Raw genomic sequence first — 13,164 nt, 5'->3', positions numbered from 1 at the left:
CTTATCCGCCTCCCACAAAATGTACGATTTCGATTCGGTCTCCGTTTTTCAGCGGCGTCGTCTCATGAAGCTCTCGCGTTAAAATTTGCCGATTCAGTTCAACAACGACGGTTTTCACCTGAAGATTGAAAGAGAGCAACAATTTGTCCACACGATTCAACTGGTCTTCAATCTCCATCGATTGTCCGTTGACGATAATATTCAATGCATCATCCCCTTTCCGCTTAAGCGCTCCGGATTGAAAGCAGCAATCCCGAGTTCACCGGCTGATTTCCCCTCGATCAAATCCGCCAACACACTGCCTGTGATAGCGCTGAGCAAAATACCGTTCCGATAATGTCCGAAAGCGGCATACAATCCCGAATATTGTTCGCTTTCCCCCAAATACGGCAAACCATCCGGAGTCGATGGTCTCACGCCGGCCCAGGCTCGCTCGAATCGGGCGTGCGCAACGGCGGGAACCCATGCTGCCGCGGCGGAGATCAGTTTCTGGATCCCTCCAGGGGTCACATGCAAATCCGAAGCTCCCGCCAAGCTTGTTGCACCCAACCACACTTCTCCATTCGCTTTTGGAACGATATAAACATCTTCCGCATAAACGGTCCTGTCCGGTACATTTCCCCGTGCAGCGTCATGATGCGAAAACCGGACAGCAACCATTTCTCCCTTTACCGGCACGACAGGCATGTTCAACCCTACGCTTTCCATCAACTCTACTCCTTGCAGCCCGGCCGCGACTATGACATTTTTACATGTCAACATGCCAATGGAGGTTTGAACCCCTTGTATGCGCCCTGCCCCGGTTTGCAGCGTTACATTCTGAATGCCTTCCATGATTCGAGCCCCGTATGCTTGAGCGGACTTGGCATAAGCTGTGACAAGGTTTAACGGCAGCACTTCGCTTTCAGCTTGCCTGTACAACCCGCCATACGTATCCCGGCTTAGCCAGGGTGCCTGACGCTGCAGTTCCTGCCGATCCCAATACGTGCATGCATTCGAATCTGTTTCATATGCGGCTGCATATAGTCCTGCCTTTTGTCCGCTTCGAAAAGGCGTAATGAACCCGGCCTGCCGCAAACCAATGTCAATTCCGCTCATCGCTTGAATATGCTCCCTCTGCCGGTGAACCCGTTCACGGCTGCGCCGGGCAAGCTCCGCTATGGCCGCATGATGAAAGTGCTCACTGTCGGCAGCCAGCATGCCGGCCGCCGCCGATGACGTCCCTCCACCCATTCGGGCTCGTTCCAGGAGCATTACTTCCTGCCCGCGGGCTGCCAATTCATAAGCGATGGAACAACCGATGACACCCCCTCCGATCACGATCGTTTCGGCAGACATGTCCTTTCGCGAACGTGGATTCTCTTTTTTGTCGAGAATGTCGAACCCCGAACTACCGTCTAAGCTAATGCGATCATCAAACAACGATTGCCCCTCCTTCATCTTCGTTCAATGGCGTCATTCATGGGCCGTACACCGGACATGGCCTGTTTGAATGCAGCGGCTGCTTGCTCAGGTTTACTGTTCTCCCATATGGCGGACATGACCGCAATCCCGCTTGCCCCGGCTGCGTAAATCGCATCCACGGCATCAGGGCGAATTCCGCCGATCGCAATGACGGGAATGCAAAGGGAACTGCATATCGCTTTCAATGCAGGTATGCCTCTTGGCGCAGCGCCAATTTTGCTGTTGGTAGCAAAAACGTGCCCAAAAATAACATAATCTGCGCCTTGGCGCTCAGCGGATTTCGCCCCTTCCAAGGAATGCACGGAAACGCCCAGACGGATCGGTTCATGCTTGTTGTCCATCCGGATGGTTGTGCCATACTGTTTGAAATCCGATTCCCCCCTTTGCACGCCGCACAACTTAGGAACAGAAAAACCATCCATTCGATCAGGAATGCCATTAACGACAATTTGCGAAGCCGGGATACCCGCTTCTTGCATTCGTTCGGCCCAGTGCAATCTTTGGTTGATCGCAAGATGTTTTTCCCGAATATGAATGTAGTCCACCCAAGGGCTCACCCGGATCGCCTTTTCAAGAAAAACATCAAGGTCCCCCGTTCCGTTTGAAATGACATGGAGCTCCAATGATGAAGGTACTGATTGAGTTTGCGAAGCAACCATAACTCGGTTCACCTGCCTTTCTGAAAGAACACAAAAAACCACTCCCGCAGGGGAGTGGCGACTTATTCGTATCTTTCGTGCAATGCAAGGCAAATGCGAAACCAATGGGCATTATTCTCACGCGTTTATGCATGGAACGAGCATTGCCGATAATCGCATTGCAATCCAAGCGACGGCTGAAATACAGCCTTCCTTGTCATGACGAAAAACGTGCCACTTCCCTACGCTGGTATGATCCAGATCAGGTACAAAGGGTCCGGAATCGAATTATTCCATCTCAGCCGCATCGCGCGGCACCCCTAGTGCTCTTATGAAGTTGTAGCCTATATTACCATAGGCATCCTGTTTTGTCATCGATCATTTTTGCGTGCACTGCCAAAAATCAGGAAGATCAGCGCTTTTTTAGGTTAGACTACGCAGCTGAAAATATCGCACTATCCAGTGCCTTTTCGTCGGAGGATACTAGTGATTGATATAACAATTTTGCTCAAAATAGCCTCGAGCCGCTGCCTCCTGGGCATCCGTAAAAACTTCCTCCGGCCTGTATCCGTTCGAGCATGTGGCCGGATAATAATATTTGATGCCGCTGTCAGGATCCACGCCGCCGATCACGGCCGTCCTCTTAACAAGCCGGCCGCCTCCGATGGCAAAGTTGTTGATTTTTCGGCTCCCGCTCGGAATACCCTGAATGAAAGCAATGATCCCTGTGTCATTTATAGAGTTGTACCAGTCTTCCTGGGAGATGAGCGGCAGAGTAAACGTGTATGAGATGCCATTTCTTCTGGCAAATTCGTTGTGACGATTGATGACCTCGGCCAAATCCTCCTGAACGGCACTGACAATCCGGCTTCTGCGAACATGTTCAAAATGTTCATCATTTCTCAGCAACGGGATCCGTGTCGACGCGATGAGTTCGTTCCGAAAGCCTTCAAGCCACATTTGCTTTTCGGCATCATAGGCGTAGACATAACTATCCAACGTGAAATTGATGCTGTTTCCGTCTTCGTCTGCATAGGTATAGGGTTTCTTTGGGCTCCACACGTGACGAAAAGAGTTTTCGGGCTCCCCCATCATTTCCGTCTCTTTGGCATACATGTAGTAACCGTCGTAGTCCAGAACAACGATAGCCGGGATATAATCGAACAAGGAGCGAATCGCTGGCGGATCGTCCTGAATCCCCAAATTAAGAGCCATCGTTTGCGTAAACGTCTCCAGCGCCAAATCTTTATCAGCGTTCACAAACTTTGATGAACCGTAGCCCGCTTCTCCACTTTGCTTTTCGTTCTGGTGCATGACCATGCCAGCGTCCATGACGGCAGTCCTCAGCGCTGTCTCGTATCTATTGCTGAGGATCTGGGCCTCCTGGAGTTCCCGACTGCTCTGCGACACGATCCAAAAAAACGGAAAAAAGACAAGCACAAAAACGATGGACAGCTCAGTAATCTTCATTCAGCACCATCCCTCCATACGTGGTAAACACGGCGGGAGATTGGAGTGTCCCATTTAGCCATTCGCGGATAAGCATTGCGGGGGTTCGATTCGTATTTCTGACGGACACGGTAAAAAAATCCCCTACTGTAAACGTGTATCTTCGAGCAGGATCCTCCGCGGTTTCTAAACCGTCGGTCGGAAAAAGCCTCTCTTTGATTTGGCTTGAATAATATCCATCCAAAACCGTCTCGTACGTCCCCGTAAAAGTCGCAGGATTTTGGGGATCGATGTAATTCGGCACATATTTTTTGTGCAGATGCTCCATTGAAATGTCGTAGACATTGCCCGTGCGCGCCAATTGTTCTTCGAACTCGGCAAACATGGCTGGAGAAATGTAACCTTTGGTGCGAGCGGAATCAACAAAACGTGTGACGGTCTGGTAAACGGTCATCCGGGAAATCTCATCCTGCCGATCCGCCGTTTCGGCAGCCGGATATACATATAGCAGAAGTACTGCCAACAAGACGGCAAGCAGTTTGGATGCGGCATTAATCAATATCTCCGGCCTCCTTCCAGAACGAGATTTTATTCAGCTGCCCGGACTCGTCGCTGATAAACTCAGGCCTGTAGAGACCCATAAGCTGGACCGGAACGGTCGCCCCCCTGTCTGCCAAAGGGTCTATACGATAGGCGCTTCCGTCCACCTCCACCTGAATGGTTGTCCCCGTCATCTGTCTGACCGTATGCAGCACTTCCGCTCCGCTATAACGTTCCGGCTCAGAAATTCTCAGCGTTGTTGTCAACTTGCCCTCCATAGCTTCCGTTCCCTGGATGGTCTGATCAATGGCTTGTGCCAAGTGGCGAACATGATGCTGTCCGTGCATACAAGCTGCAACAAACATAACTACCGCCGTGCAAAACAACATAAGCTGCTGCGTGTTTCGGGACATCACCCTCCAGCTCCTGTCACGATTGCGTGAAAATAAGCCCTCTCACCACATTGGACTTATCTTTCACGATGATCGCTTTGAATTTCCCGCTCGGATTGACGTATTGGTTGTCTTTCTCGTTCATCGTTTGATTAATGCTCCCTACCTTGTTATCAGGCGCGATCACCGAGCCATAATCTGCGTTATTGACGTCACGTGAAATGTTCAATTCATTGCCGTACCATTGTCCCGCTGCGTTTTTGCCAGTAATGATCTGAATGCCGAACTGGTCTTTGTCCGCATACTTTCGCAGCGCATTGGTCACCTGGGAGCCGCTGATCGTTGTTCCGTCATAAACGGTGAATGCAGCCTGAGACAATTCGGTCTGAATGTCCGCGAAGTTGTTCTGTGCCGTCTTGGTGGCCTCCTGGGCCGATATAAACAGCAGCACCACGATCGTAATCAAGGCAATCGTCAAAAAAATCCCGGCAGCAACCTTTAGCGCACTGGATGCATTGTTCATTTTCAATTCCTCCCAAAATAAGTTGTATGATTTATAATTGTTGGATTTGTTCGTAATACATGTTCATCTGCAGGAAGCTCATGCCAACAAGCGGGACGACCAAGTAGAGAAAGACCAGTGCATACATAGGCGCAAACCCGATCATTTTTCCCCATGCAGCCTTGGCATCGACCATTTTGGCGTACTCCTGCTTGCGTTGTTCAAAATAAAAAGACATCATGCTATCCAGATCATCAAATGCTTCCTGGATCGAAATTTTGCCCAGCGCAAGCTGCAGCTTGTCCACAAGGCGTTGAAACTCCGGGAGCCGCGCATCCGCCTTTAAATGTTCAAGGGCATCCTCCGGCCCATGTTCGAAATGAAGCAGGCACTTTTGCAAAGGGCGTTTGAAAATGACGGCAAACCGGTTAAGCCACTCCAGAATCTCTTCCACCGACATCCGCTCCATGTCGCGCAAAATTGAGATGACCGTCTGGAACTGGTAAATTTCATGCAGCATGTCCATGCCGCGCATTTTGCGCTGAAACAGCATCAGCCATATGGGCAAATAATACCCGGACGTGCCGATCAGAAAAGCAATGAGCAGTTCCCACCACTGCAAATATTGACGTTGAAGCTTCTCCCATTTTTGCGTGATCCGGGCAACCGTTTCATTCTGCACCTCGCCCTTAAGCTGCCGGGGGCTAACGCGCTCTAGCGCTTGGACGATTTCGTCATGAGTTGCATTCCCTGCTTTGGAGACCTGCTGCAGCACAGCCCGGTCCAGATCCGCCGTATCCTGGGCTTGTTTCAATTCATCTGCGGACATGGCTCCGAACATTCGGTCATCCCGGACAGGCGCATATAAAATATGGTTCCGTTCCACCTGGTGAAGCGCAGCAATGCAACAAAGAGAGAATAGAAAGCATCCTACAAAGAGGACAAACCTTCGAATAGCCAACCATTCATACTTGAGCTCCGAGCTGCTCTCTCTCATCAAACGTACGGTTTGGCCGTACTTGATGCTGCCGGGTTTGGCTGCAAGCAGGAATGAGCATTTTCGAATAAAAGGCTGCTTGTAAAGGATTCGCTCCCATACGGTATTGCTGCGCCCTGCCCGAAAACGCGTTTCATCGTACTGTTGCAGGCGCTGCAGCAGTAAATAGGCAGCAATAATCACCACATAGATGGATATCTTGGTTACGAACCCCAGCTTGCTTCCGTAAAACTCATCCATCGAAGGGAAGCTGCTTCTGGCCCAACGCTCGATCGGCGCCGTAAACAGTACCGGGGCAAGCGCAATGATATTGAGCCCTTTCAACAGGTAATCCAGCTTGTCCCTGCGCAAAATTTCCAAGTGGATTTCCTGCGTGAGGTTGCCGAGCCCCTTCAGATAGATGGAGCCGTGCGCCCTGTCCTTATCCCCGAATTCCATGACCAAGTAGGACATGCCCGCAAATCCTTTCAAAAAACGGTTAGGAGCAACCTCATAATACCTTTCCAGCGCCTCGTTCGGATCCGGTGAAGTCAATGCCTCGTAGATGAGCATGACTTGCTGCGCGGCTTCCCCTTTGCCTGTTTCCGCTGCCTCGTATAGCGCTTCTTCGATCATGCCATGCTGGTGATAACGATGACGCACTTCGGCAAACACATCCAGCATCTGCATCAACAAACGTTTCTCCAAGCGATTTAGCCACATATCCAAGACCAGGCTGTTCAACACAACCGCGCACAGAACAACCAATAACAAAAAGCTCCATCCAGGTTGAACCATCAACAGAACGATACCGACTAAACTGCAGCTTCCTGCGACGATGAGCACGATCCCCATCGTCGTTTTTCTCAGCGCCATTTCATCTCCGACATGGCGGAACGAAATCCTCTTTTTGACCTGCAGAACGTATGCAGACCATAACGGCAGTTTCATGCTCCAACGATAGCTCTGCAATAAGAACGATCTCCAACCGGCAAGCCGCCGGCTTCCTGGCATGGAAAATACGGTTTGCCGTCTGGTTGCTGCAACACCTCCTTTATGGCGGAGAATCGCTAGAATCCGCATGACAACCGCCAGACCTACAGCACAGCATGCAAGCAGCAATAACAGGATCGATTTAAACGGCATGGGTATCCCCCCAATGTTTGATCAGAAACCGCTCGAACCGGTCTGCATCCTGCATCGTCATTTGATCCCGCATTTCGGACATGCTTTCAGCAGTTAAAGGCGCAGCCGCAACATAACTTCCGTCCCGATACTCGACCACGTTGCGGAACGAAAACCCTACCCGCTCTTCAACGCTCTCGATCTGCCCGGAACGCGGCAGGCATTCGGTGATTCGCTCGATGTATCTGCGCCCCTCCGCATCTTTTTTCATGTGCACGTCGAAATTGATCACGCTGACGACCTGCTCTTCGGCAATATGTTCATGTTGAAACATCCCTGTTTTGAGCAGTGAATTGCGCAGGGAAAACACAAGATCCCTGAACGTTTTGGCATGGTGAGTGAACAGCGTGAACAGACTGGCGACTTGAGACATTTGAATCATCCAGGCCGCTACTTCGTCACTCGCTACTTCGCCCAAAATATTCACGGTTCCGTCCGTCTTTTTCTGTAAATCGAGACCTTCCTGACCGGAAATATACTCGGTTTCGCGAAAGCTCAATATGTTGCGCCGGCTATAAATACGTCTCAGCTGCAGCTCGAAGGCCATCTCTTGCACACGCAAGGTATACGATGGATAAATGTGTTTCACCATGGCCATAAGGAGCGTTGTTTTCCCCGAACCCTGAGCTCCGGTCACCGCGGTAATCCGGCTTCCTTTCATCAAATAACACAACAGCATAATCGGCAGCTCCGCATTTTCGCCAGTGACAAGCTGCTCCAGCGAAGCATTCGGAATATCGAACTTCCGTACGAAAAAGGCCCACGATTCCGCAAACGGAGGACGAACGACAACAACGCGCGAACCGTCTTTCATCTCGTTCACTTTATATCCGTTCGCCTCGGACAACTGTCCAGGGTAGTTGTATTTGTAAATGTTCTGGCATACCCTTTTCAGTTCACGGACGCTGCCAAAGGACAGAAACGACAGGTGGATCGATCTCCCCTTGTAAAAAATCCAAACGCTCTCCGTTGCGCTTAAAGGCTCTTCCGCTTCATCCACAAACGATGTATCCTGTATCAGATCATCCCACGATGCAGGCAACCGACTTCCTTGATCCTGCGTATCCAATATGCCGCTGACTCCGCCGCTCACGCCATCAATGCGTTGGTCACGAATCTCGTCAACAATCGAAAACCCTTTATAATGCTGATAGATTCGCTGCACGACGATATCTCTTTTTTCATGAAATTCTAGCCTGCGGTATTCGCAATCGAAAACGTAATGGATGTCTTCCTCCGAAATGTAGTAGCTCCCCCCGTTCTCCCCTTCTGCCTCCATTCGCAATTTCCCAAGATCATACGTTTCGATCAGCCGGGAAAGAGCATCCACCCCGAATTGCTGTTTGTACAAAAAAAACACGATTTCAAAGCGATCCTGAACCGTTAACAGCTCCTGATCTTCAAATGGAATGACTTCATCAATGGTGGTCTTGTTCAATCCAAGACTCCGCGTGAGCAGATCGCCGATGAGTCTTTTAACATAAAGTTTGTCGCTCAGGCTGCCGGAGACACAGCCTTTCAGCGCTTTCCGCATCTCGGCACGCTGGTTGATTCTCCGCTGATATTCCTCTTCATGCAAGCCGGCGTCAGCCAACTGGCTGTGACTTAACTCATGCAGCGAATGTTTTACTTTCTCCGTCAAACCTTCGATGGTCAGCGATTCGTGATTATGATCTTTCCGTTCTTGTTGTTCACGATCAAGCTTCCTGTATTTCCCCCAAAAAAATAGGATAATTCCAAGCAGCATTACGCCGATTAATGTACCATTCACCCCCATGAAGGTCAGGCTCCCCTTTCAAGCCTTTTCAAGATCGTGCGCATTCCTGCGCCGTCCATGATCAGGCGAGCGAATTCAGCCATATGCTTGCTGAAACTGTCTTTCCCTTTTCCTTCATTGCCACCCCACCCGTGCAATTGCAGAAAACTCCCCACATCGCGCCGGTTGGCTGCATCAAGGTACCCCGTAGTGTACGGGATCGCCGACATCGTCCCCTTATATCGGAAACGACGACGAATGTTCGCTAGCGTTGCTCGGGCATGCGGGTCATACTTGCCAATTACCAAATGCATTTTTCGGTCTTTCATACAAGAAGGCATTTCTCCTTCAAAAAACTGTTCAAGCTCCCTCATGTTCTGCGTCAAATGAACGACCACGAACTCAGCGCGCTGCAGAAGAAGACTTGCATCTCTCCCTTCCTGACCCGCCTCTACGATGACCAGATCATAGTATTCGTTCGCCGCATTCAGCAGCGAGTTCAGCGGTTCAGCCTGCCCTTTATGCAATCGCTCCATATTGTTCATGGAACCGGTCAGCAAGTCCAAGCGGTCTTTGATCAGCGGTTTGGCATGATCCTTGACGTTATGTTTGGTCAATGCGCCGCTGGCATGCAGCCGCTCGATGGCATCCCATCCCCCTTCGTCAAAACGGTGAAGCGAGTCTGCTTCATACCCTTGAATCGGAGGAAGCAACGCCTCCACTCCGCTGCCCGCCTGTCCTGAATTCACCAGTAAAATTCTTACTCTGTACTGCAAACCCATAGCATACGCGCCAATCAATGAGCTGGAGGTGCAGCCGCTTCCGGGAAATGGACTCCAAAACGCTACCGTACTCATGCCCTCATCCTTTCTGCTTCTTTCATCGCCTTGCGGCTCTGAATCGGTTCCCAGCCTGTCAGCTGCTCGATCAGGCGGCGAAGCGATTTTTTGTAGTTTCGAGAAAGTGGGCCCAGCCGTATTCGGCGATGATGCTCATTTTCCAATTTGACTGCCGCAATCAGTTCATCCCAGGGCAGCACCAGAGATTCTGCAGTCCACTCAAACGGGCCTCTATCAAGATATGTCCATAAATATTGAACATCTAGTTTGCAATCCACCGCATTGATCAAAATCCGTTGAAACGAAAGATTGCCCGGCAAGTCCTGTTCCTCCAGCAAATGCTCCAGCCAGCCCTTGCTACGCTCGAGATTATAACGCTCGTAATCGCAGACCCAGAGACGGATCTCGGCTTGCAGCCATAAATCTCGGGAAGCGAAATGGGAGCTTTCCACGTCATAAACGATGTAATCATAAGCGTCAATCCCTTCGCCGCTTGCTTCGAGATGGCCCTCAACCGCTGCGGACGTAACGAATTGGCAAGCGACGTCGAATCCTTCAAACTCAGTAATGCGAATCGAGTGATTGCCTTCACCCACGCTATACATGTATTTCTGTTGAAGCGTACCATCTACAAGCAAAACCCTTTTACCGGACGCCGCCAAAATTTTGCACAAGTACAACATCAGATCCGTTTTCTCGCACAATCCCGCAAAAATCCATGCATGCAATTGAACCCCTCCTAAACAATCGCGTTGTTATAAGAATCATTAATAGAATAAATCGCTTGTTTTTCTGTGTCTCATTGCCCGCCAGTCAGCACCCGTTGTTGTTGTTCCTCAGCACTGCCGCTGTCCGCCGGTTGGTCAAACACGCTGCCTGGATCAACGTTCGCGGACTGATCCGTTCGTTCGCCAGCGCCTGGACGGTTATTGTACGAAACAGAGGATTGCGCCACATCCTGTTCAACGCTCCGCGAAGGCGCGGCAGCAGAGATTGCAAGCGAGCTTTCCAATGAGCTGCGCACTTGGCGCACTAGTTCCTGCTCGGCCCGCCTGACGATATTCGGATCGCTCTCCAGCAATTTCAACACCTCCTGATTCGCTGGATACGTCGGTATGGCCGCAGTTTGAAACTGGGGTTCCACATAGGTAAGGGCGTAGATTGAAGCTTTATGTAAGTAGGCATCCACGATCGCACTGGATAGCGACAAGATCTCTTCTTCCGTCATCGTAATCCATAATGTAGAGGCATTGAGGCGCTCCACCTTCTTTTTCGACAATAGAATGTAGTCCTGGCCTGTCGGAAACTGGATCCGAACATCAATGATATCACCCTGGGCCAACGACGAAGGCAGCAGAACAACTTGAAGCTCCCGGTTCCTTAAATCCGGAGGAGCAGGCGTATCTTCGTAAACCATTTCCGTCGTAATGGCTGTTCCTTTTTTAAGCTCGATCTTGGCTCGCTGATCTTCGGGTTGTTTGCTGCTGGACCACAAATTGCGCGGTGCCTGTGCGTCGGGGACGGCAAAAAGCTTAATGTCTTCCGCGAGAATCGGCTCCCCCGCTTCAATATCCCGCACGGTCACCCATGCCTGCGCCCCCGACTCCCATTGCTGGAGAAGCTCGGCTTCTTTTTGCTCGAAGGCTGCTGTAAACTTCGCTTCGATCTCCGCTTTGGTGTCGTTTAGCGTAATGAGGCTGTAAATCACGTATCCCCCAAACAGCAGGCCTGCTGCACCCGCACCAATCAGGCCAGCATAAATCCGTTGTCGGCTTTGCTTTCGTAATTTGGACAAAAAAGGCTCTCCTTTCCCTTAATTGCATGTTCTGCTTTGGAATTGATCGTCATTTCTTGATGATCTCAGCTTGCTTCACCACACTTCATCCTGTAAGCCTTACCATCATATACACGGCTCATTTCTTTCTGGTAAACCACGAACGCTTCGCCGGCGTATGCCCTGTCAGATGATGCAATAATTGCCCAAGCACCTTATCCATGTGCGGATCCTTGTCAAAAGGATCTGTTTGCAGCGGAAGGCTGTATACGCGTTCCGTATCCAGTGATTTGCGAATTCGCTGCACTGCATCCGAAGCGGCCAATGGCAGGCAATAGGTCCACTTGTCCCGCGGGAAACGATGATGCGAGCGAATCAAAGCTCCAATCTCGGCTTGCCTCCACTCCGCGCCTGAACCTACAACGATGGGCAGGTCGGCTCTTAGAAATTCCTCCAGCCGCTGCTGATCCTGACCACTGCCCAAATCCATGACGATAAACTGGTAGCTGCCCCCAAGCAAAGACAAAATATCTGCCCTTCCGGATTGCTTCCAGTAGTGGACACCGTTGACCACAAAATTCCGGCCTGCAGCAGGCGGCTTGCCGCCATGGGCAATTTGCTGGATACGGCTAAACGACTGCGAACGCGGAGACATTTCAATAATGGCTACCTTGCCGTTGTTCCGCTCCAAATAATGGCTTATCACTATGGATGTATGCGTTACGCCTACACCGGCGGCCGTTCCCATCAGAGCGATGACACGGGTACCGCCATTCATCGTTACCGATACATTTCCTGAAAGCGGAGTACTCCCGGGTCTTCGCAAAATTTCTGCACGCACTTCGCCGGCCGATTGAAAGCGTTCCTGGGGTTCCTGGCGCAGCAACCTTCGCACAACAGGAATGTACATGCGCGGAACGTCGCCTCGTACACAAGCCTCTACCCCATGAATCCACTCCGTATAAGCACCGCATGTCAAGAGATACAGCATTAGTGCTCCAAGTCCGTATAGGTCTGAACGGGCATCCGTTTGTCCCGATCCGTATTGTTCCGGAGCGGCAAACCCGGCAGTTCCCAGCTTGATCGTATCCTGATTTTGAAGCGTCTTATAGCTTCGAGCAATGCCGAAATCAATCAACCTCACTTCCTGCTCCGGCGTGATCATGATGTTGGACGGCTTCATATCCCGGTAAATAATGGGCGGATCGAGATGATGCAAATATTCCAACACATCGAGCAACTGAAGCACAAATTCGGTCACTTGCTCCATCGGGATTTTACCGCCGCATTGTTTGAAATATTCAGCCAGCGTCATGCCTTCGATTCGCTCCATGACCAGGTAAGCATACCCTTGTTCATCCGGGGCAAAGAAGTCGACAATCTGCGGAAGCCTCGGATGTCGAAGGGAAATGAGCAGGGCCGCCTCCGTGTCCATGGTGCTCTCATATGGCAGGCTCATCACGCTTTCCTTAACGGCCCACGTTTTGCCGGGAAGCTTCAAATCCTCGGCTTCGTACACACGGCTCATGCCGCCTGTGCCTAGAACCGAAACGATGCGGTATCTGTCGCCAAGCAGTCTTCCTGGCACCAATCCGGCCGAATGTTTCACTGTCAATCCCTCCTTTCTCGCACGACAAAAAGGGAAAGCA

The 13,164-nt window shown here is 50.8% G+C and carries 13 protein-coding genes and 1 riboswitch; all 13 genes read right to left on the bottom strand.

Features of this window, described 5'->3' with window-relative positions; all coding sequences use genetic code 11:
* Position 1: 1 nt before the first annotated feature.
* The gene (thiS, locus tag RSX24_RS07380; protein WP_236412227.1) at positions 2-205 is read right to left on the bottom strand and encodes a sulfur carrier protein ThiS; all 204 of its coding nucleotides are present in this window, start codon (positions 203-205) and stop codon (positions 2-4) included.
* Complete coding sequence (gene thiO / locus RSX24_RS07375; RefSeq protein WP_343260151.1) at positions 202-1,422, bottom strand: glycine oxidase ThiO; 1,221 nt, start codon at positions 1,420-1,422, stop codon at positions 202-204. The genes thiS and thiO overlap by 4 nt, the downstream gene beginning before the upstream one ends.
* A gap of 14 nt (positions 1,423-1,436) precedes the next feature.
* A complete protein-coding gene (locus RSX24_RS07370; RefSeq protein ID WP_343260150.1) occupies positions 1,437-2,123 on the bottom strand; it encodes a thiamine phosphate synthase in 687 nt (228 codons plus the stop codon).
* Between the two features lie 201 nt (positions 2,124-2,324).
* Positions 2,325-2,434, bottom strand: a riboswitch (TPP riboswitch).
* A gap of 151 nt (positions 2,435-2,585) precedes the next feature.
* Positions 2,586-3,572 (bottom strand): hypothetical protein, encoded by a 987-nt coding sequence (locus RSX24_RS07365; RefSeq protein WP_343260149.1) that lies wholly within the window; start codon positions 3,570-3,572, stop codon positions 2,586-2,588.
* Positions 3,559-4,110, bottom strand: coding sequence for a hypothetical protein (locus RSX24_RS07360; protein WP_343260148.1), 552 nt, complete (start codon positions 4,108-4,110; stop codon positions 3,559-3,561). The genes RSX24_RS07365 and RSX24_RS07360 overlap by 14 nt, the downstream gene beginning before the upstream one ends.
* Positions 4,103-4,504: a hypothetical protein gene (locus tag RSX24_RS07355; RefSeq protein ID WP_343260147.1), complete on the bottom strand. Its 402-nt coding sequence runs from the start codon at positions 4,502-4,504 to the stop codon at positions 4,103-4,105. The genes RSX24_RS07360 and RSX24_RS07355 overlap by 8 nt, the downstream gene beginning before the upstream one ends.
* Before the next feature lie 16 nt (positions 4,505-4,520).
* Positions 4,521-5,006 carry an ABC transporter permease gene (locus RSX24_RS07350; protein ID WP_339272900.1) on the bottom strand — a complete coding sequence of 162 codons (486 nt, stop codon included), beginning with the start codon at positions 5,004-5,006 and terminating at the stop codon, positions 4,521-4,523.
* A 31-nt stretch (positions 5,007-5,037) separates the two neighbouring features.
* A complete protein-coding gene (locus RSX24_RS07345; protein ID WP_343260146.1) occupies positions 5,038-7,107 on the bottom strand; it encodes a hypothetical protein in 2,070 nt (689 codons plus the stop codon).
* Complete coding sequence (locus tag RSX24_RS07340) at positions 7,097-8,923, bottom strand: ATPase, T2SS/T4P/T4SS family (RefSeq protein ID WP_343260145.1); 1,827 nt, start codon at positions 8,921-8,923, stop codon at positions 7,097-7,099. Before RSX24_RS07340 ends, RSX24_RS07345 begins: the two co-directional genes overlap by 11 nt.
* A 5-nt stretch (positions 8,924-8,928) precedes the next feature.
* Entirely contained in the window at positions 8,929-9,759 is an 831-nt protein-coding gene (locus RSX24_RS07335; protein WP_236412208.1) for a CpaE/TadZ family protein, read from the bottom strand.
* Positions 9,756-10,469 carry a hypothetical protein gene (locus RSX24_RS07330; protein WP_343260144.1) on the bottom strand — a complete coding sequence of 238 codons (714 nt, stop codon included), beginning with the start codon at positions 10,467-10,469 and terminating at the stop codon, positions 9,756-9,758. Before RSX24_RS07330 ends, RSX24_RS07335 begins: the two co-directional genes overlap by 4 nt.
* Positions 10,470-10,540: 71 nt before the next feature.
* Complete coding sequence (locus RSX24_RS07325; protein WP_339272910.1) at positions 10,541-11,536, bottom strand: SAF domain-containing protein; 996 nt, start codon at positions 11,534-11,536, stop codon at positions 10,541-10,543.
* A gap of 118 nt (positions 11,537-11,654) precedes the next feature.
* Complete coding sequence (locus RSX24_RS07320; protein ID WP_343260143.1) at positions 11,655-13,124, bottom strand: serine/threonine protein kinase; 1,470 nt, start codon at positions 13,122-13,124, stop codon at positions 11,655-11,657.
* Positions 13,125-13,164: the final 40 nt, after the last annotated feature.

This window comes from Paenibacillus hubeiensis (assembly GCF_032334105.1).
Classification (GTDB): domain Bacteria; phylum Bacillota; class Bacilli; order Paenibacillales; family Paenibacillaceae; genus Paenibacillus; species Paenibacillus hubeiensis.
The sequence above is the reverse complement of the archived record's forward strand: the minus strand, read 5'-3'. Positions and strand labels throughout refer to the sequence as shown.